Annotated in this window: 16 protein-coding genes; 5 read left to right on the top strand and 11 right to left on the bottom strand. The window is 64.7% G+C overall.

Annotation, left to right across the window (positions count from 1 at the left end):
* The first annotated feature begins 10 nt into the window (after nt 1–10).
* Nucleotides 11–457, top strand: coding sequence for a hypothetical protein (locus tag TSA1_RS34775; RefSeq protein WP_100180251.1), 447 nt, complete (start codon nt 11–13; stop codon nt 455–457).
* Nucleotides 458–560: 103 nt separating this feature from the next.
* Here the strand turns inward: TSA1_RS34775 and TSA1_RS34770 are convergent, their stop codons facing one another.
* The 8 genes from TSA1_RS34770 to TSA1_RS34735 all read right to left on the bottom strand — a co-directional run bounded on the left by TSA1_RS34770 (nt 561) and on the right by TSA1_RS34735 (nt 7,109).
* Nucleotides 561–1,169, bottom strand: coding sequence for a hypothetical protein (locus TSA1_RS34770; protein ID WP_100180250.1), 609 nt, complete (start codon nt 1,167–1,169; stop codon nt 561–563).
* Between the two features lie 194 nt (nt 1,170–1,363).
* On the bottom strand, nt 1,364–1,549 hold the full coding sequence (locus TSA1_RS34765) for a hypothetical protein (protein WP_100180249.1): 186 nt from the start codon (nt 1,547–1,549) through the stop codon (nt 1,364–1,366).
* Between the two features lie 101 nt (nt 1,550–1,650).
* On the bottom strand, nt 1,651–2,415 hold the full coding sequence (locus TSA1_RS34760; RefSeq protein ID WP_100180248.1) for an anti-sigma factor family protein: 765 nt from the start codon (nt 2,413–2,415) through the stop codon (nt 1,651–1,653).
* Entirely contained in the window at nt 2,412–2,963 is a 552-nt protein-coding gene (locus TSA1_RS34755) for a sigma-70 family RNA polymerase sigma factor (protein WP_100180247.1), read from the bottom strand. Before TSA1_RS34755 ends, TSA1_RS34760 begins: the two co-directional genes overlap by 4 nt.
* A 103-nt stretch (nt 2,964–3,066) precedes the next feature.
* Complete coding sequence (locus TSA1_RS34750) at nt 3,067–3,402, bottom strand: cupredoxin domain-containing protein (protein WP_100180246.1); 336 nt, start codon at nt 3,400–3,402, stop codon at nt 3,067–3,069.
* A 14-nt stretch (nt 3,403–3,416) separates the two neighbouring features.
* Nucleotides 3,417–4,361, bottom strand: a complete 945-nt coding sequence (locus TSA1_RS34745) for a metallophosphoesterase family protein (protein WP_100180245.1) — start codon at nt 4,359–4,361, stop codon at nt 3,417–3,419.
* 234 nt (nt 4,362–4,595) lie between these two features.
* Nucleotides 4,596–5,477 (bottom strand): alpha/beta fold hydrolase, encoded by an 882-nt coding sequence (locus TSA1_RS34740; RefSeq protein WP_100180244.1) that lies wholly within the window; start codon nt 5,475–5,477, stop codon nt 4,596–4,598.
* A gap of 12 nt (nt 5,478–5,489) precedes the next feature.
* Nucleotides 5,490–7,109, bottom strand: coding sequence for a GMC family oxidoreductase (locus TSA1_RS34735; protein ID WP_100180243.1), 1,620 nt, complete (start codon nt 7,107–7,109; stop codon nt 5,490–5,492).
* 175 nt (nt 7,110–7,284) lie between these two features.
* Here TSA1_RS34735 and TSA1_RS34730 point away from each other — a divergent pair, with 175 nt between their 5' ends.
* Nucleotides 7,285–8,457 (top strand): M20 aminoacylase family protein, encoded by a 1,173-nt coding sequence (locus tag TSA1_RS34730; RefSeq protein WP_100180242.1) that lies wholly within the window; start codon nt 7,285–7,287, stop codon nt 8,455–8,457.
* A gap of 74 nt (nt 8,458–8,531) precedes the next feature.
* Here TSA1_RS34730 and TSA1_RS34725 read toward each other — a convergent pair whose 3' ends face one another.
* The 3 genes from TSA1_RS34725 to TSA1_RS34715 form a co-directional block, all read right to left on the bottom strand.
* Nucleotides 8,532–10,160: an inorganic phosphate transporter gene (locus TSA1_RS34725; protein WP_100180241.1), complete on the bottom strand. Its 1,629-nt coding sequence runs from the start codon at nt 10,158–10,160 to the stop codon at nt 8,532–8,534.
* A gap of 98 nt (nt 10,161–10,258) precedes the next feature.
* A complete protein-coding gene (locus TSA1_RS34720) occupies nt 10,259–11,701 on the bottom strand; it encodes a UdgX family uracil-DNA binding protein (RefSeq protein WP_100180240.1) in 1,443 nt (480 codons plus the stop codon).
* Entirely contained in the window at nt 11,701–12,936 is a 1,236-nt protein-coding gene (locus TSA1_RS34715; RefSeq protein ID WP_100180239.1) for a putative DNA modification/repair radical SAM protein, read from the bottom strand. Before TSA1_RS34715 ends, TSA1_RS34720 begins: the two co-directional genes overlap by 1 nt.
* 163 nt (nt 12,937–13,099) lie before the next feature.
* On the opposite strand from TSA1_RS34715, the gene TSA1_RS34710 reads away from it, so the two are divergent.
* The 3 genes from TSA1_RS34710 to TSA1_RS34700 are packed head-to-tail and all read left to right on the top strand — an operon-like array spanning nt 13,100 to nt 18,844.
* Complete coding sequence (locus TSA1_RS34710) at nt 13,100–13,888, top strand: ImuA family protein (protein WP_100180238.1); 789 nt, start codon at nt 13,100–13,102, stop codon at nt 13,886–13,888.
* Entirely contained in the window at nt 13,785–15,377 is a 1,593-nt protein-coding gene (locus TSA1_RS34705; protein ID WP_174719207.1) for a Y-family DNA polymerase, read from the top strand. The genes TSA1_RS34710 and TSA1_RS34705 overlap by 104 nt, the downstream gene beginning before the upstream one ends.
* Nucleotides 15,374–18,844 (top strand): error-prone DNA polymerase, encoded by a 3,471-nt coding sequence (locus TSA1_RS34700; RefSeq protein WP_100180237.1) that lies wholly within the window; start codon nt 15,374–15,376, stop codon nt 18,842–18,844. Before TSA1_RS34705 ends, TSA1_RS34700 begins: the two co-directional genes overlap by 4 nt.
* The last annotated feature ends 80 nt before the right edge of the window (nt 18,845–18,924 follow it).

The following is an 18,924-nucleotide window of genomic DNA, read 5'->3' as shown; positions in this document are numbered from 1 at the left end:
GGCTGGCAGCATGTCGATACCAAGCAAGTTGCGCGATCTGCTAATTTCTGCCGCCCTCTCGTCGATCGTGGTGACGACTTCCAGTGCTGCGCCGTCCGACGATAGCGGTGTCACCATTTTCTCCGACCTCTGCTATCATGCGGAAGCGGGTGATCTTCTGGGGGCGCGCGTCATTCTGCTTCGCCTCAAGGGAGGAGATTACGTTGTCTATCAGATTGCCCGGGGAGAGCTTGCCGAACCCCAGATCGTATCGGCAACAGTCGGCCCGAAGAACGCAGAAATCTCCTTCAAGATTGCGCAGCCTGATGAGGCTGGCGCGACGTTCAGGGGAAAGATGACGGCTGAAGCGTTGACAGGCAGTTTCGATAACAAGAACTGGACAAACCGAAAAGGCGAGCAGATCTTTCGCCTGCCAAGGATCGTCGGTCGCCAGCAGTCTTATCCAGCCTGCAGCTAGTCTAGCTGCAGGGCCCGATTCACGAAGCAAACTCCGGGATCGGCAAGACAAGCGAGACCGCTCCCGATTGCGCAGCGCTCCATCCGGGCGACGCGTCATCGGCTCAGTGAGCAAAGACCGTATTGAACATCGGTAAGACGTCGCCGTTCTTTTCAACCGCGAGAATGGCGCGGCGTTGCGTTGCATAGACCATCGGAATGTCCATCCAGGCCCTGCTTCGGACGAGAAGCGAGTTGTTGGAAGCGTCCTTCGGCAAAGCCGACAAGCCGATCAGGAAATGCGTGTCGTCGACCTTGACCGATAGTGCCGCCAGGGGCGCGCCCCTGGCTTGCTCGCTGGCCTTCATCAGAAGGCCCATGACTTGTTTGATATTGCCAGTCGCCAGACCCGGCGCGACATCGATCTGCACCGTGTGGGTGGCGGGCAATGCGGAGTCGAAATTGCGCCGGATGACTAGCGTCAATCGCAGGTTTCGCGAGGGTATCTCGACGGAGCCGCGTATCGTGACGTCGCCTGATGGAGCGGAGGCATCGGTCGTCGGTTCTATCCGCCAAATGATCCGTCCCTCTGCACGATTGCCTCTGGGATTGCTCAGGTCCTCCTCGTAGAGGACGGCTCGCATCGTGGTGGCGAGCCCGTCGCGGGCTGCTGCCGGCCCGGGAGCGGCAATCGTCCAGACGAGGGCTGCGGCAAGAAATAGAGAGCGCATCATAGCGCTGGATTAACAGCGCTCCCCTTTTGCCGCAATCAAAAGTTGTGATGGCCGCTCACCGGCAAATGCAGGCTTCCCCCCCCAACATTCGCCTTCATCACCGCCTCGAACTTGTCGATGAACTCGGTGAGCTCGTCGTGCCACGAGCCGACTGATCTCGTGCCGACGCCGCCGAGAGGGACTGCGCTGGCCGTTCAGGAATGCACGCTGTACCGCCAGAGCTCGAGCATGTTCAGCACAGTCAGTCCGGCGAAGCCCGCGAGTACGGCGAGGCCGGCGAACCAGACCCACTGTTTGCGGTCCTTCAACGCCAGCAGGGTAGCGCACGCGGCAGCGAACATCGACGGCAGGCTAGCGCAGAAGATCATCAACACAATCATTCTTGTTCTCCTCGACCGCACCAATCTGCCGCAAGGTTGTCGGGAGAACCGTGAGACGCGTCACGATCGGGGGATCAGCCCGCGGGCGTGGCGCAGACTTGCTACCCCTCCGCATTCGCCTTCATCGCCGTCTCGAACTTGTCGACGAACTCGGCGAGCTCGTCGCCGCCGATGTCGCTGACGGCCCAGAAGTTCAGGCCGCGCTCGCCCCAGCGGCGGCAGTTGAAGCCCTGCATGGTCTGCGTTTTCGGTGGTCGATGCTCGGTGCTCGATGTCTGGGCCACGAACAGATTGATCACGTGCTGCCGGCGCTTGTAGACGACCGCGCCGATGGCGCGGGCGTCGATATAGTCGAGCCGGCCGCCGACCAGCGTAAAACCTTGTGCGGTGAGGTCGATCACGGGCGGGGCGACGTCGAGCTTGCCGTTGAACCAGGGCTTGACCGTGTGCTGGTCGGTCGAGAGCACGTCGATGAGGTGTCCGGCCTGCAGCGAGCGCAGATGGGCGGAGACGACCTCGGAGAGGATGCGCTGCTGGTCGTCCTGGCGCAGCACCAATGCGACGATGCCTGTGGCGGCGAGCGCGGAGACCGCCGAGCCCATCGCAAAGCCGCGCAGCACGGAGCGGCGGCTGGGCGGGGTCTGTGCCTTCGGCAGTGAGGCCTCGATCTTGTTGCGCAGGCTGGCGGGTGCGGCGTAACGCAGATTGGTGTCGGCGAGCACGCGCTGCATCTGGCGCTGCGCCGCGAATTCCGCGGCGCAGTCCGCGCAGTCGGCGATATGGGCTTCGACCTCGCGCGCATGGCCGGCGTCGAGCTCGCCGTCGAGCAGCGCGTGAAGCATGATCCTTGCTTCGTCGCAGGTCATCTGGAGTGCTCCTCTTCCGCCGTCCAGGCCGCGCGCAGCATGGCGCGGGCACGGGCGAGGCGGGACATCACGGTGCCGACGGGGGCGCCGACGGCCTCGGCGATTTCACGATAGGACAAATTGTTGATCTCGCGCAGCACGAAGGTTTCCTTGAACGGCTCGGCGAGCGCGTCGATCAGCTTGCGGATGGCGCCGGCGTCGCGGCTGCGCAGCACTTCCGCCTCCGGGCTCGCCTCGCTCTCCTGCCAGATCGGCGTCTGGTCGGCGGCGCCGGGGGTGTCCTCGATCGCGCTGGGTCTCGCCGCGCGCCTTGCATATTCGGCGTTGCAGACGTTGCGCAGGATCGCGAACAGCCAGGGCTTCATGGCCGGGCCGCGATAGCTGTCAAAGTGCTTCAGCGCGCGCAGATAGCATTCCTGCACCGCGTCTTCCGCATCGGACGCGTCGCGCAGCAAGTAGCGCGCGAGCGTGTAGACGTCGTCGAGATAGGGCAGAGCCGCTTCGCGAAAACGCCGCGCCTTGTCTGGATCGTCGCTTGTCGCTGGCATCGCCGCTCGCTTTGCCGTTTCGCCTGATGTCGCTGGAGACGCAGGAGCCCGGCCGGCGTGGGACCACCGGCCGGGCAGGACGTTGATGCCTTGGTTGGAGACGTTACTCAACCTTGATCATCCCCGTCATGTGCGGGTGCAACGAACAAAAATATTTGTAGTCGCCCGCATTGGTGAAGGTGAACGAGAACTTGTCGTCGGTGTCCAGGGTCTTGGACCTGAACTTGCCGGCCGACACCACGGTGTGCGGGATGTCGTCGCGGTTGGTCCAGGTCACGGTCGTCCCGACCTTGATCTTGAGTTCGGCCGGCTGGAAGACGAAATTGTCGATATGCACCTCCATGTCGTCGGCGCGGGCCGTCGTTGCGGGCAGCAGAATGGCCGCGGCCAAGGCAAGTCCGAGATCGAGACCGAAGTCGCGGCGGTTGAGGGTCTTCATTGTCGGCTTCCACCTTAACCCTGGAGCGGCGTGTCGATGATCGCGAGCCGCTGCTCGTTCTGCTTGAAGTTGATGCTGGCAACGCCGAGCATGCCGCGGAGCTTGGTGTCCTCGACCTTCATCGGTCCGGGTGAAGGCGCGGCTCCGGGCGCCGGCTGCGGGAACGCGGTGGAGCGCGCGGTGTGGAAGGTGACGTTGCCCTCGACCTTCTGCATGACCTGGTGGATGTGTCCGTTCAGCACTGTGACCGAGCCGAAGCCCTTCACCTGCTCCAGCGCACGGCCGCCGTCCTCGGTGCCCCAGCCCCATTCGGGATAGACGGTCCAGAGCGGAATGTGCGCGAACAGCACGATCGGCGTCGATTTCGACTTGCCACGCAGGTCGTCCTCCAGCCAGGCGAGCTGCTCGGCGCCGAGATTGCCGAGTCCGCCGGCCTTGAGGTCGACGACATTGACGAGGCCGATGAAGTGCACTCCGCCGGCATCGAACGAGTACCAGCCGTGGCCCTTGGTGCCGCGGCCGTAGCGCTCGCGATAGAGCTTCACCTCCTCGTCGATGAAGTCATGCTCGCCGGGCACGTAGTGCACGTCGAGCTTGGTTTGCGAGATGATGCGCTCGGCATTGTCGAACTCGGCGGCCTTCGACAGATGCGTGATGTCGCCGGTGTGGATCATGAACGACGGCTTGGCCGGCATCGCATTGATCTTGCCCACGGCCTCCTCCAGCGTACCGAGCGCGTTGGGATTGGCCGGCTTGTCGAAGCCGACATGGCTGTCGCTGATCTGGAGGAATGTCATGCCGGGCGCCGCGGCGGTCGCAGCCGCAGCGGAATCGATAATGCCGAGCGAGCGCGGCACGCCGCCCGTGACGGTCCAGAGCACCCCGGTGCCGGCCCAGGTCATGCATTCCAGCACCTTGCGGCGGCTGACGCCGTCGCCGCCGTGATCGTGTCCGCTCATCGCGCATCTCCGCTTCGCCCGGAATTGGGCTTCGGGGAGGTGATTGGGGGAGGAGGGGACTTATTCCCGGATGAGATGACGATTTCGTGAGGAGGTCTCGTGTCCCGGACGCGCTGCAATGCGTGGCATTGCTGCGCAGAGCCGGGATCCAGAAGGCCACGCGGGTACGCGGTGAGATGGGCCCCGGCTCAGCAGCGCATCACTGCGTGCTGCGCTGCGTCCGGGGCACGAGACTTACTTTGCGAATTCCAGTGTGGCCTGCACCACCCGCGCCGGCACTTCCTGCGCCACGCAATGCCCGGCACCTTCGAAAACCATCGTGCTGACGTGCGGAATCAGGGAAGTGGCGCGCGCGGCCATCACCTTGTAGACCAGCCACGACTTCGCGGCGGTGGTGACGCGCACGGGACAATCGATCTCGGCAAGTGAGGCAAATGGATTGCCGCGGGCATCGCCAACATAGACCTGCGTCATCGCCTCGTAGATGGGACGCAGCATCGCAGACTCGGTCTCAGGCGTGCAGCAGAGCCGGACCCGGCCGTCTTCGAGCGACACGAAGCCGTGGCGCACATAGGCCCACAGCGACGTTTCGGTCCAATCCGCAAATACAGGCGCCGCGCGGTAGCGTTCGAAGACGACGTCCAGGCTGTCGAACTCCGCCTGACGGCGCAGCGCGCCTTGCACACGGGACAGGGAGTCGTCGTCCAATCCGCCGGCGCGCGCCGCGCGAGGGTCCATGATGGTCGGCTCCATCACGAACAGCCGCGTGAAAAGCCCGGGCAGGAGCTTTGCCGCAAGCAGAAGATCGGTCGCGCCCGCGCTATGGCCGATGCCATAAATGTCGCGCAAACCGAGAGCGTCCATCACCCGGCAGACGTCATCGGCATAATCCAGGAAGTGATAGGTGCTCGGCTTGTGGCTTGCGCCGTGGCCGCGGCGGTCGAACGCATAGACCGTATATGTCGATGCCAGCTCGCACGCGACCTCGCTCCAGACATCGGCGACGAAGCCGGTGCCATGCACGAGCAGGGCAGGCGGCCTGCCGCTCTCGCCCCATTGCAGCATGGCGATCTCTGCGCCGGCGCGGCCGATTGAAAAGCGGTGTGGATTGATCATGGTGGCGGGACGCTACTTCGCATCCTCCAAGATCATCGTGGCGCCCTTCTCGGCGATCATCGCGGTCGGCGTATTGGTGTTGCCGGAGGTGATGGTCGGCATGATCGAGGCGTCGACGATGCGCAGGCCGTCGAGGCCGTAGAAGCGCAGGCGCTCGTCGACGACCGCCATGGGATCGCTCACCGCACCCATCTTCGCGGTGCCGACGGGATGGAAGATGGTGGTGCCGATGTCGCCGGCGGCTTTCGCCAGCGAGGCATCGTCATCGCCGACGGTGGGGCCGGGCAGGTATTCGCTCGGGTGATATTTGGCGAGCGCTTTCTGCTGCATCAGGCGACGGGTGGTGCGGATGGCGTCCGCGCCGACCTGACGGTCGTCGTCGGTGGAGAGGTAGTTCGGCGCGATGATCGGCTTCTCGTCAGGCGCCGCCGAACGCAGCCGCACGGTGCCGCGCGAGGTCGGCTGCAGATTGCAGGCGCTGACGGTGATGGCGGGAAAACGGTGCAGGGGATCGCCGAACTTGTCGAGCGACAGCGGCTGAACGTGGAACTGGATGTTCGCTCGCGCGCGGGTCGCGTCCGAGCGCGTGAAGATGCCGAGCTGCGACGGCGCCATGGTCAGCGGACCGCGGCGGCGGAAGGCGTAGTCGAGGCCCATCAGGCCACGGCGGAACAGATTGTAATAGGTCTCGTTCAGCGTGCGCACGCCCTCGACCTTGTAGATCGCGCGTTGCTGCAGGTGGTCCTGAAGATTGCGCCCCACGCCGGGCTTGTCCATGACGATGTCGATGCCAAGTGGCGACAGCCAATCCGTCGGGCCGATGCCGGAGCGATGCAGCACCTGCACCGACCCGATCGAGCCGGCCGAAAGCACCACCTCGCGCTTGGCGCGCGCCTCGATGACCTCGCCGTTCTGGACGAAGCGCACGCCGACGGCGCGGCCCTGCTCGATGACGAGACGGTCGACCAGCACGTGCTTCTCGAGCCGGAGGTTGGGGCGATTCAATGCCGGCTTGAGGAAGCCGCGCGCCGAGGACCAGCGCCGCCCTCGCTTCTGATTGACGTGGAAATAGCTGGTGCCTTCGTTGTCGCCGGTATTGAAATCGGGGATGCGCTTGATGCCCATTTCCTCGGCGGCATCGCCAACGGCATCGAGAACGTCCCACGACAGCCGCGGCGCTTCGATGCGCCAGCCGCCGCCGGCGCCGTGATGCTCGCTGGCGCCGAGGAAGTGATCCTCGAGCCGCTTGAACAGCGGCAGCACGTCATCGTAGCCCCAGCCGGTCATGCCGAGCTGGCGCCAATGGTCGTAATCGGCGGCCTGTCCGCGCATCGAGATCATGGCGTTGATCGCCGAGCAGCCGCCGATCACCTTGCCTCTGGGGTAGGCGAGCGAACGGCCGTTCAGGCCCGGCTCGGCCTCGGTCTTGAACATCCAGTCCGAGCGCGGATTGCCGATCGCGAAGAGATAGCCGACGGGAATGTGGAACCAGATCCAGTTGTCGTCGCCGCCGGCTTCGAGGACGAGGACGCGGTTCCTGGGCTCGGCCGAGAGCCGGTTGGCGAGAATGCAGCCGGCCGTGCCGGCCCCGACGACAATGTAGTCAAACTCACCTTCGAGCCGCCTTGGCATTCTGCTTCCACCCGGATGGTCACTTAGCGTTCCGCCCTAATAGGCAGACGCGGCGGATCGGGACAAGCCCGGCCATGCCGGGCGGGCAGGGCTAGACCCCGATGTCAGGCAGTTGGGTGGACTGACGCTTGCATGGTAGACAGTCCTGTATTCCCAACTAATCTCGAGACCCTCCATGCCCATCGTGAACCGTGTCGCCGACCTCCAACCCGATATTCAGGCCTGGCGCCGGGACATCCATCAGCATCCCGAGCTGCTCTATGACGTTCATCGCACTGCAGCATTCGTGGCGGACCGGCTGCGCGAGTTCGGCTGCGACGAGGTCGTGACCGGCCTTGGTCAGACCGGCGTGGTCGGCGTGATCAAGGGCAGCAAGCCGGCCGGCGAGGGCCTCAAGGTGATCGGGATGCGTGCCGACATGGACGCGCTGCCGGTCGAGGAGCAGACCAACCTGCCTTACGCCTCCAAGACCCCGGGCAAGATGCACGCCTGCGGCCATGACGGGCACACCGCGATGCTGCTGGGAGCAGCCCGCTACCTCGCCGAGACCCGCAACTTCGCCGGCGATGCGATCGTGATCTTCCAGCCGGCCGAGGAGGGCGGCGCCGGCGGCGAGGCCATGGTCAAGGACGGCCTGATGGAGCGCTTCGGCATCGAGCAGGTCTACGGCATGCACAACGGCCCGGGCATCCCGATCGGCTCGTTCGCGATCCGGCCGGGCCCGATCATGGCAGCGACCGACGAGGTCGACATCATGATCGAGGGCCTCGGCGGCCACGCCGCACGTCCGCACAAATGCATCGATTCCGTGCTGGTTGGTGCGCAGGTGATCACGGCGCTGCAATCGATCGTCGCGCGCAGCGTCGATCCCCTGGAATCGGCCGTGATCTCGATCTGCGAATTCCACGCCGGCAATGCCCGCAACGTCATTCCGCAGACCGCGACGCTGCGGGGCACCATCCGCACGCTCTCGCCGGAGGTGCGCAAGCTGGTCGAGAAGCGCGTGCACGAGGTGGTCGCGGGCGTCGCGCAGATCACCGGCGCCAAGATCGACCTGCACTACAAGCGCAACTATCCGGTCGTGAACAACCATGCCGCGGAGACCGAGGTGGCGCGCCGTATCGCCAAGCAGGTCGCGGGCGAAGCCAATGTGCACGAGATGCCGCCGCTGATGGGCGGCGAGGATTTCGCCTACATGCTGGAAGCGCGCCCCGGCGCCTTCATCTTCTGCGGCAACGGCGACAGCGCCGGCCTGCATCACCCCGCCTACAATTTCAACGACGAGGCGATCGTCTACGGCACGTCCTACTGGGTGAAGCTCGTCGAAGAATCGCTCGCGGCATCGTAAGGCCGAAGTCGACGCTCAGATGAAGAGGGCCCGTGCATTGCACGGGCCCTCTGTCTTGGGTGATGCGCTCGGATTCAGAAGATCCGCGAGAAGATCACGTAGAGCGTGGCCGACAGCATGATCGCGCAGGGCAGCGTCAGCACCCAGGCCATCAGCAGGTTGCGGATGGTGGACCATTGCAGGCCCGAGCCGTTGGCGGCCATGGTGCCGGCGACGCCTGACGACAGCACGTGGGTGGTGGAGACCGGCAGGCCGAACACGTCGGCGGCACCGATCGTGGCGGCAGCGACCAGCTCGGCGGACGCTCCTTGCGCGTAGGTGAGGTGGCTCTTGCCGATCTTCTCGCCGACGGTGACGACGATGCGCTTCCAGCCGATCATGGTGCCGAGACCGAGCGCGATGGCGACCGCGATCTTCACCCAGTTCGGGATGAACTTGGTGGCGGCATCGAGCGAACCCTTGTAGGCGTTCAGGGTCGCGATCTCCTCCTTGTTGAGATCGTTCTCCTTGTCCTTCATCAGGAAGCGGATCGCTTCCGAGGTCATGTACATGTCGTTGCGGGTGTTGCCGACGGCCTCGGCCGGGACCTTGTTCAAGGTGCCGTATTTGGCGACCTGATCACCGACGTCCTTCACCAGCACGGCGAGCGAGGGATAGGTGCCCTCGTTGATCTGATGCAGTGCGATGTACTGCGTCACCGCGGGGCGGGGATCGCCAATGATGCTGTGGCCCGCGCCCTTCGCCGCGATCACCCTGGAAGCGGCATCCGAGGTCTTCTGGAACTGGGCGACCTGGGATTCCGGCAGCGCACGGTTGAGCGCGTAAGCCGTCGGCACGGTGCCGATCAGGATCAGCATGATCAGGCCCATGCCCTTCTGGCCGTCATTGGAGCCGTGCGCGAAGCTGACGCCGGTGCAGGTTGCGATCAAGAGACCGCGGATCCAGAGCGGCGGCGCCTTGTTGCCTTCGGGCGCTGCGTAGAGTGCGGGGTTACGCACGATGAACTTGAGCACGAGCAGCAGCACGGCGGCGCAGATGAAGCCGAACAGCGGTGACAGCAGCAGCGCGTAGCCGATCTCGGTGGCCTTGCTCCAGTCCACGCCCGAGGTGCCGTCGCGGCCGCGCATGACGGCGTTGGCGACGCCGACGCCGATGATCGAGCCGATCAGCGTGTGCGAGGAGGAGGCGGGCAGGCCGAAGAACCAGGTGCCGAGATTCCACAGGATCGCGGCGATCAGCAGCGCGAACACCATGGCAAAACCGGCGCTGGAGCCGACCTGGAGGATCAGCTCGACCGGCAGCAGCGAGACGATGCCGAAGGCGACCGCGCCGGAGGACAAGAGCACGCCCAGGAAGTTGAAGAAGCCCGACCACATCACCGCGACTTCGGCCGGCAGCGAATGGGTGTAGATCACGGTCGCCACCGCATTGGCGGTGTCGTGGAAGCCGTTGACGAACTCGAAGCCGAGCGCGATCAGCAGCGCGACGAACAGCAGGATGTAGGGCAGGTAGGTCGTCACGCGCGTGCCGGTGGCGTTGACGTCGACGTAGATGCTGTAGGCGACGAACAGCAGACCCGCGGCGAGGATGCCGAAGAACAGGATCATCGTCAGCGGATTGAAGCCCTTGTCGAGATTTGGCCGCGAGGCCGGCTGGACGGGCGCGGGATCGGCTACCGCGCGGTCGAATGCAACATCGGTCATGTCTGGACGCCCCTTAACTTTCCTGAGGGGCCATTGTCCGCGATGGATTTGAAGGCCGGATGACAAGCGGCGATTGAAAGCCGTTTTCTCAACACTCTTCAGGCGGCGCGCGCGGTTTTCTTCTGCAGGCCTGCCGCGATCTTCAGATCTTCGACAAAGCGCCGATATTCCAGTGCCTTGGCTTCCGGATCGGGCAGCCGCAGCAGATAGGATGGATGCACAGTCACCAGCGCCTTGCGTCCGTCGGGAAGGTCGATGAGCCGGCCGCGGGTCTTGCCGACCGGGGTGATCTTGCCGAACACGCTCTGCGCGGCCGTGGCCCCCATCGCGACGATGAGATCGGGCCGGATCGCCGCAACCTCCCGCTCATACCATTGTCGGCACGCCCGGATCTCCGGCGTGTTCGGTTTCTGGTGCAGGCGGATCTTTCCGCGCGGCACGAATTTGAAGTGCTTCACGGCGTTGGTGACATAGACCTTCTTGCGGTCGACGCCGGCCTCCTCCAGCGCGCGGTCGAGCATCTGGCCGGCCGGGCCGACGAAGGGATGGCCGGCGAGGTCTTCCTTGTCGCCGGGCTGCTCGCCGACCAGCATGATGTTCGCATTCCCAGGGCCCTCGCCGAACACGGTTTGGGTCGCGTCCTTGTAGAGCGGGCAGGCGCGGCAATGGGCGGCCTCCTCGCGGAGCGCTTCGAGATCGTTGGCGGCAGTCTTGCGTGGCATCGGGGCCTCCGGCCGCTTCTGAGGCTTGTGCGGATCGGTTGCGGCATTGGCGATCATAGCACCGGTCATGCGCTCGGCGTCCTCGATCAAGGGCTTAATGATCGAAGCCTCGGGCAGGTTCCTCCAGTATTTCTTCGGCATCTCCGCCTGCATCGCCTTCACCTTGAGCCGGGCCGGATTGAAGATGCTGGCGTAATAGCGCCGCCAGGTTTCCTCCAGCCGGTCTTCGCCTGGCGCTTCGCTCTTGCCGACACCCGGCGTGAACGAGAGTTCGTGGCCGTCCCAATGCGCACAGAGGTCCGGCGTCAGGATCGACCAGGGCATGTCGGCAAATCGCTTGGCGAAGAACGGGGCTGCGAGCTCGACGATGTGATGCTCCGGCTCGAACCAGGCGACGTAATGCGCCGCGCGTTCCCGGCCGATCTCGCGGAAGCGGACGAAGGCATGCATCTTGTGCTCGTCGCGATGAACCGCTCGTGCCATTGCCGTGACCTGCGCGACATCGGCATCGGTCGCGACCTCGATGAGGTCGTGATTGTCCTTCAGTCTGAACAGCAGGCGATACAGGATCGCAAAGCGCTCGGAATCGCGATGCAGGATCGCGGCCTGGGCCAGTTCGACGAACTTGCCCGATACGTTGAAGGTGCCTTCGTTCACTTCGAGGATCGGAGACGGCGGTTGCGGTGCGAACAGCTCGGCATCGCGGCCTTGCACGGTCCAGGTGACATCGGCGGGCTGCACATGATGCAGCACGAGGCTGCGTGCCGCTTTACGCCAGCCGTCGAAATCGGTTTCGGTGTCGAGGGTGATGTACTGCATCAGAAGCCAAACCCCAATTGTGTTGCCTTCGGTTTGAAACGTTCGATCAGCCCGGCCGCATCGAGGCGATGCGGTGAGGGGCGGTGATCGCTGAGGACGATGAACGGCAGCGCCTTGTGCTTGGGCACGTGCAGCCGCGCCAGATCGGAGAGGCGGATCGTGGTGGTGCGCCGCGTTGCGATGATGCGCTCGACCGCCTTGGTGCCGAAGCCCGGCACGCGCAGCAATTCCTCGCGGCTGGCGCGGTTGACGTCGAGCGGGAAGCGGTCACGGTGGCGCAGCGCCCAGGCGAGCTTTGGGTCGATGTCCAGCGGCAGCATGGCGCTGTCGTCGACGATCTCGCCGACATCGAAGCCGTAGAACCGCATCAGCCAGTCGGCCTGGTAGAGCCGGTGCTCGCGCAGCAGCGGCGGCTGCACCAGGGGCAAGGCGCGGCTGGCGTCCGGGATCGGGCTGAAGGCGGAGTAATAGACGCGCCGCAGCTTGTATGAGCCGTAGAGATTGGAGCTGGTGTGGAGAATGGTGTGATCGGAGGCCGCGTCGGCGCCGACGATCATCTGGGTGCTTTGGCCGGCCGGCGCGAAACGCTGAGGCTTTGCTTTCGTTTTTGTTGCGCGGTTCTCCTCGGCTTCGTCCAGCTTCAGCCGCAGCCGGCCCATGGTGCGGCGGATCGCGCGGACGTCCTTGTCCGGCGCGAATTGCTGCAGGCTCGTCTCCTGCGGCATCTCGATGTTGATGGAGAGGCGGTCGGCATATTTGCCGGCCTCCGCGATCAGCGCGTCGTCGGCCTCGGGAATGGTCTTGAGGTGGATGTAGCCGCGGAAGTGATACGCCTCGCGCAAGGTTCGCGCGACGCTGACGACCTGCTCCATGGTGTAGTCGGGGCTGCGGATGATGCCGGAGGAGAGAAACAAGCCTTCGATGTAATTGCGCCGGTAGAAGTCGAGCGTCAGCTTGACCACTTCGTCGATGGTGAAGCGGGCGCGCGGCACATTGGAGGAGGCGCGGTTGACGCAATAGAGGCAATCGTAATTGCAGGCGTTGGTCAGCAGCACCTTGAGCAGCGAGATGCAGCGTCCGTCCGGCGCGTAGGAATGGCAGATGCCCATGCCGGGGGCGGTCGAGCCCATGCCCTTGCCGTCGCTGGAATCCCGCTTCTCGGTGCCGCTGGAGGCGCAGGACGCGTCGTACTTGGCGGCGTCGGCCAGGATCGCCAGCTTGCGTTGCACGTCCATGGTTGAATCCCTTTGATTCCGCTGATGAATCCGACAGCGCGCCAATTCGATTGACTCTTCTGGCGGCGTTAGCTTTATATTAGAACATATCATGAACAAATGAGCCAGCCGCAGGTTCTTATTTTTAGGACCCTCGGCAATCACCTCTGAAGGAGCGGCGTATATGAGCGGCGCACGTATGAGCGCGCTTGCGACCTTGCGTGGCCAGATCGAGCGCATCGAGACGGCGGGAGCCGTGCATCTGCACGAGCGCGTCGCGCTCGGCCACGGCGAGATCGACGGCGTGCTGAAGGGCGGACTTGCGCGCGCGGCGATCCACGAGGTGTTTTGCGAGGGCCGGCAGGGCACGGCCGCCACGGGGTTCGTCATGGGGCTCGCAGGGCGCATCTCGGCGCAGCGGCCCCTGCTGTGGGTGCGGCAGGATTTTTCGGAACTGGAAACCGGCGCGCTGTCGATGAGCGGGCTCGCCGAGCTCGGCCTCGATCCGCGCCGCGTGGTGATGGTGCGCGCCGCCGATGTCGAGAGCGCGCTGCGCACCTCGGCCGATGCGCTCGCCTGCGATGCGCTGGGCGCCGTGGTGCTCGAGCTCTGGGGCGATGTCAGGCAGTTCGATCTCGTGGCGAGCCGCAAGCTGACGCTGGCTGCGCAAGGCTCCGGCGTCACCGGCCTGATGCTGCGCATGGCCGCGCAGCCGCTGCCCTCGACTGCGGAGACGCGATGGATACTGCGCGCGGCGCATTCGCCGCCGGGGTCCGTGTGGAGCGCCTGGGGCACGCCGCGCTTCGATGCCGAGCTCTTGCGTAATCGTCATGGCCTCTGCGGCCGGTGGATCATGGAATGGAATTGTGATGAGTGCCAGTTCAGTGAACCGTCGACGTATTCTCAGCCTGTGGCTGCCACGCCTGCCGATCGACCGGATCCAGCGGTTCTTTGGGAACGTCGGACTGCATAAAAACAACGAGCCCAGCATCGTCGTCATCAAGGACAACAATGCGCTGGTGATCCATGCCCTGGACGAGACCGCCGAGCGCCTCGGTCTGTATATCGGCCAGCCCCTGGCCAATGCGCGGGCGATGTGTCCGGATTTGCGTGTGTTCGATGCGGATGTCGCGGCCGATGCCAAGACGCTCAGCGACATCGCCGACTGGTGCGACCGCTTCACGCCGCTGGTGGCGCTCGATCCGCCGCACGGGTTGTTCCTCGACATCACCGGCTGCGCGCATCTGTTCGGCGGCGAAGCCGCGCTGCTCAAGACGCTGGTTCGTGCGCTTGCCCGCCAGGGCTTTGCCGTGGGGGCGGCGATCGCCGGCACCTCGGTCTGTGCCCGCACGCTGACGCGGCAGGCCACGGGCAGCATTGTTCCCGATGGCGGCGAGGCGGCGGCGATCGACCGGTTTCCGGTGTCCGCGCTCGGTGCGGACGAGGCCATCACCACCGGCCTGCGCCGCGCCGGCCTGAAGACGATCGGCGACGTCGCCGCGCGCACGCCGAGCGAGATCACGGCGCGGTTCGGCGCGCGGTTCTCCACGCTGCTCGCGCATGCGCTGGGGCAGGGCGATGCGCCGATCAGCCCGCGAAAACCGCTGCCCGATTACATCGTGGAAAAGCGTTTTGCCGAGCCGATCGCGACCGACACCATGATTGCGATGACGCTGTCGCGGCTCGCCGACACGCTGATCGCGTCGATGGAGAAGCAGGGAAAAGGCGCGCGGCGGCTGGAAGCGGCGTTCTTCCGCACCGACGGCGCGGTGCGTGCGATCATGGTCGAGACCGGACGTCCCGTGACGCGTAGCGCGGTGATCGACCGCCTGTTCAGCGAGCGGCTCGATGCGCTCGCCGATCCCCTCGATCCCGGCTTCGGCTTCGACATGGTGCGCCTGTCGGCGAGCCGCACCGAGATCGTGGTGCAGGAGCAGCGCGATCTCGACGCCCATGTCCATGACAATGACGAGCTTGCCGCGCTGATCGACCGCATCGCCGCGCGCATCGGGGGCAAGCGCGTGATCGTGCACCTGCCCGAGGATACTCATATCCCGGAGCAGGCGGCGCAGGCCGCGCCCGCGCAGCATCATCTCGCCGCCGCCATGCAGGCCGAATGGCCCGCACGTGTCGAGAGCGAGCCGCCGCTGCGTCCTTTAAGGCTGTTCGACAAGCCGGAGCCGGTCACCGTGCCGTTCGCGACCGTGCCTGACGGCCCGCCCCATCAATTCACCTGGCGTCGTGCAAAACATGCGGTCGTGCGGGTGGAAGGGCCCGAGCGCATCGCCATGGAATGGTGGCGGCAGGACGGCAAGCAACTGACGCGGGACTATTTCCGCATCGAGGATGCCGAGGGCCTGCGCTTCTGGATCTTTCGCGACGGTCTCTACGAGGGCGAGGTGTTCGACGCCGACGGCAAGCCCGCGCCGCCCAACTGGTATGTGCACGGTCTCTTCGCATGAATACGCTTAGCTATGCCGAGATCGGCATCACCACCAACTTCTCCTTCCTGCGCGGCGGCTCGGATCCCCGCGCCTATGTGCATCAGGCGAGCAAGCTCGGCATTCCCGCGATCGGTATTGCCGATCACAACACGCTCGCCGGCGTGGTGCGGGCCTGGAATGAGCTCGACAATGACAAGGTGGTACACAAGCCGAAACTCCTGATCGGCGCCCGCATCGTCTTCGTCGACGGCACGCCCGATATTTTTGTGTACCCGCGTGATCGCGCCGCTTATGGCCGGCTGTGCCAGCTTCTCACCCGGGGCAAGCGCGGCGACGACATCACGCGGATCGAGAAGGGCGAGTGTCATCTCGGGTTTGCCGATCTTCTCGAATTCTCGGAAGGCCAGCTTCTGATCCTGACGCTGCCGCATCGTTTCGATCCCGTGCAGGCGCTCGATATCCTTGCCAAGCTCAGGACCAGCGGCGCTGAGGGTGTATGGCTGGCGGCGAGCCTGATCTATCGTGGCGACGACCGGCGACGCCTGGCACAGCTGGATGATCTCGCCGCCAAGGCAAAAGTGCCGCTGCTTGCGACCAACGAAGTGCTTTATCACGATCCCGGCCGCCGTCCGCTTCAGGATGTGCTGACCTGCATCCGCGAAAAGACCACGATCGAAGCGGTCGGACGTAAGCTGGAGGCAAATGCCGAACGCTTCCTGAAGACGCCAAGGGAGATGGCGCGGCTGTTCCGCGATTTTCCTGAGGCAATCGCGGAGACCATGCGTTTTGCGGACAGGATCGACTTCACGCTCGATCAGCTCAAATACCAATATCCTGATGAGCCGGTGCCGCCGGGCAAGACCGCGCAGGGGCATCTGGAGGATCTGACCTGGGCGGGCGTCGACAAATATTTCGGCGGCGAGATCGACGACAAGCTGCGTGCGACGCTCAACAAGGAGCTCGCGCTGATCGCCGAGTTGAAATACGCGCATTACTTCCTCACCGTGCACGACATCGTGCACTACGCGCGCAGCCAGAACATCCTGTGTCAGGGCCGCGGCTCGGCGGCGAATTCGGCCGTGTGCTACGTGCTCGGCATCACCTCGGTCGATCCGACCAAGGTCGACCTGCTGTTCGAGCGCTTCATCTCCAAGGAGCGGCTGGAGCCACCCGACATCGACGTCGATTTCGAGCATTCGCGGCGCGAGGAGGTGATGCAATATGTCTACCGCCGCTACGGCCGCCACCGTGCCGCGATCATCGCCACCGTCATCCACTACCGTCCGCGCAGCGCCATTCGCGACGTCGGCAAGGCGTTGGGCCTGACCGAGGACGTCACCGCCGCGCTCGCCGACACCGTGTGGGGCAGCTGGGGCAAGGGCCTCAACGACATGCAGGTCAGGCAGGCCGGGCTCGATCCGCAAAATCCCATGATCAACCTCGCGGTCGAGCTTGCGACCGAGCTGATCGAATTCCCGCGCCATCTGTCCCAGCATGTCGGCGGCTACGTGCTGACCCAGGACAGGCTCGACACCTATGTCCCCATCGGCAATGCCGCGATGGACGACCGCACCTTCATCGAATGGGACAAGGACGACGTCGATGCGCTGAGCATGATGAAGGTCGACGTGCTCGCCCTGGGCATGCTGACCTGCATCAGGAAATGTTTCGATCTGATCGATCAGCACAAGGGTAAGCGCTACGTGCTGGCGGATATCAAGGGGGAGGATGACGACGAAGTCTATCAAATGCTGCAACGAGGCGAGTCGCTCGGCGTGTTCCAGGTCGAGAGCCGCGCCCAGATGAACATGCTGCCGCGCCTGAAGCCGCGAACCTTCTACGATCTCGTCATCGAGGTCGCGATCGTGCGGCCGGGGCCGATCCAGGGCGACATGGTGCATCCTTACTTGAGGCGACGAAACGGTCTGGAGAAGGTGACCTATCCCTCGCCATCCCCCGACCATGGCCCTGCGGACGAGCTCTACAAGGTGCTGCACAAGACCAAGGGCGTGCCCCTGTTTCAGGAGCAGGCGATGCGCATCGCGATCGAGGCGGCGAAGTTCACCTCCGAGGAAGCCAACGGCTTGCGCCGTTCGATGGCGACCTTCCGCAATGTCGGCACCATCGGCCAATACGAGGAGAAGCTGATCGGCAACATGGTGGCGCGCGGCTACGATGCCAACTTCGCCAGGAGCTGCTTTGACCAGATCAAGGGTTTTGGCTCCTACGGTTTTCCGGAGAGTCATGCCGCGAGCTTTGCGCAGCTCGTCTACATCTCGTCATGGCTGAAATATCATCACCCCGACGCGTTCTGCTGTGGTCTGTTGAACTCGCAGCCGATGGGCTTTTACGCCCCGGCACAGATCGTCGGCGATGCCCGCAAGAACGGTGTCGAGGTGCGTGACATCGACGTGTCCTACAGCTTTGCGCAGAACACGCTGGAGGAGGGGAGAGGCAGATACTGCGCCGTGCGCCTCGGCTTCCGCCAGATCGACGGTTTTCATTGGCTTGACGAGGATGAAGAGCAGTTGAAACGCTCTCAGTCGTCATTCCGGGGCGCGCAAAGCGCGAACCCGGAATCCATCGGGCCGCATACGCCTGGCGGAATGGATTCTCAGATGCGCAATTGCGCATCAGAGCTCGACGCTGACGCATCGTCCCGGAATGACAAGAAGGAAGACTGGGCCGACCGTATCATCGCCGCCCGCGACCGCCGTCCTTTCACCTCGCTGGAGGATTTCGCCCGCGATACCGGCCTGCCAAAACGCGCGCTGATCCTGCTCGCGGATGCCGACGCGTTCCGCTCGCTCGGGCTCGACCGCCGCGAGGCGCTGTGGCAGGTGCGGCGGTTGCCCGACGACGTGCCGCTGCCGCTGTTCGAGGCGGCGACCGCGCGCGAGCAGCCGGACGAGCATGCAAAGCCGCTGCCCGAGATGCCGCTCCCCGAGCAGGTGGTCGCGGATTACCAGACCATCCGGCTGTCGCTGAAGGGCCATCCCATGGAATTTCTGCGCGAGATGTTGTCGCGCGAGCGGATCGTCGCCTGCAAGGAGATCAGCCACGAGAACGAGCGGCGCCGCGTCCGCTGCGCCGGCGTGGTGCTGGTGCGGCAGCGGCCGGGCAGCGCCAGCGGCGTCGTGTTCATGACCTTGGAGGACGAGACCGGCATCGCCAATGTCGTGGTGTGGCCCAAGGTCATGGAGCAGTATCGCAAGGAGGTGATGGGCGCGCGCCTCATCGAGGTCCAGGGCTATATCCAGAGCAGCCCCGAGAAGGTGACGCATCTCATCGCCCAGCGCATGATCGACCGCTCGCACGATCTGGTCGGCCTCGCCAACGACGCGCTGAGCCGCAAGCATCCGGTGCCGCTTGAGACCGGGGGCGAACTCAACGACGATCGCCGCGATCTCCCCGATATGCCCGCGCAGAAAATCCGCCACCCCCGCAACGTCCGCATCCTGCCGCCGTCGCGGGATTTTCATTGAAGCGTGGTGCGGGATTCGTCCACACCGTAATGGCGCGTCATACTCTCAGTCGTCATGCCCGGGCTTGTTCCGGGCATCCA

The sequence above is a fragment of the Bradyrhizobium nitroreducens genome (assembly GCF_002776695.1).
GTDB lineage: Bacteria > Pseudomonadota > Alphaproteobacteria > Rhizobiales > Xanthobacteraceae > Bradyrhizobium > Bradyrhizobium nitroreducens.
Note: the sequence above shows the minus strand (reverse complement) of the source record. Positions and strands in the feature narration are given on the sequence as shown.

Bases quoted from the DNA above. Each gene is read 5' to 3' on its own strand.
- TSA1_RS34775 (WP_100180251.1), top strand. From the start codon at position 11: ATGTCGATACCAAGCAAGTTGCGCGATCTGCTAATTTCTGCCGCCCTC.
- TSA1_RS34770 (WP_100180250.1), bottom strand. From the start codon at position 1,169: ATGATGCGCTCTCTATTTCTTGCCGCAGCCCTCGTCTGGACGATTGCC.
- TSA1_RS34765 (WP_100180249.1), bottom strand. From the start codon at position 1,549: ATGATTGTGTTGATGATCTTCTGCGCTAGCCTGCCGTCGATGTTCGCT.
- TSA1_RS34760 (WP_100180248.1), bottom strand. From the start codon at position 2,415: ATGACCTGCGACGAAGCAAGGATCATGCTTCACGCGCTGCTCGACGGC.
- TSA1_RS34755 (WP_100180247.1), bottom strand. From the start codon at position 2,963: ATGCCAGCGACAAGCGACGATCCAGACAAGGCGCGGCGTTTTCGCGAA.
- TSA1_RS34750 (WP_100180246.1), bottom strand. From the start codon at position 3,402: ATGAAGACCCTCAACCGCCGCGACTTCGGTCTCGATCTCGGACTTGCC.
- TSA1_RS34745 (WP_100180245.1), bottom strand. From the start codon at position 4,361: ATGAGCGGACACGATCACGGCGGCGACGGCGTCAGCCGCCGCAAGGTG.
- TSA1_RS34740 (WP_100180244.1), bottom strand. From the start codon at position 5,477: ATGATCAATCCACACCGCTTTTCAATCGGCCGCGCCGGCGCAGAGATC.
- TSA1_RS34735 (WP_100180243.1), bottom strand. From the start codon at position 7,109: ATGCCAAGGCGGCTCGAAGGTGAGTTTGACTACATTGTCGTCGGGGCC.
- TSA1_RS34730 (WP_100180242.1), top strand. From the start codon at position 7,285: ATGCCCATCGTGAACCGTGTCGCCGACCTCCAACCCGATATTCAGGCC.
- TSA1_RS34725 (WP_100180241.1), bottom strand. From the start codon at position 10,160: ATGACCGATGTTGCATTCGACCGCGCGGTAGCCGATCCCGCGCCCGTC.
- TSA1_RS34720 (WP_100180240.1), bottom strand. From the start codon at position 11,701: ATGCAGTACATCACCCTCGACACCGAAACCGATTTCGACGGCTGGCGT.
- TSA1_RS34715 (WP_100180239.1), bottom strand. From the start codon at position 12,936: ATGGACGTGCAACGCAAGCTGGCGATCCTGGCCGACGCCGCCAAGTAC.
- TSA1_RS34710 (WP_100180238.1), top strand. From the start codon at position 13,100: ATGAGCGGCGCACGTATGAGCGCGCTTGCGACCTTGCGTGGCCAGATC.
- TSA1_RS34705 (WP_174719207.1), top strand. From the start codon at position 13,785: ATGAGTGCCAGTTCAGTGAACCGTCGACGTATTCTCAGCCTGTGGCTG.
- TSA1_RS34700 (WP_100180237.1), top strand. From the start codon at position 15,374: ATGAATACGCTTAGCTATGCCGAGATCGGCATCACCACCAACTTCTCC.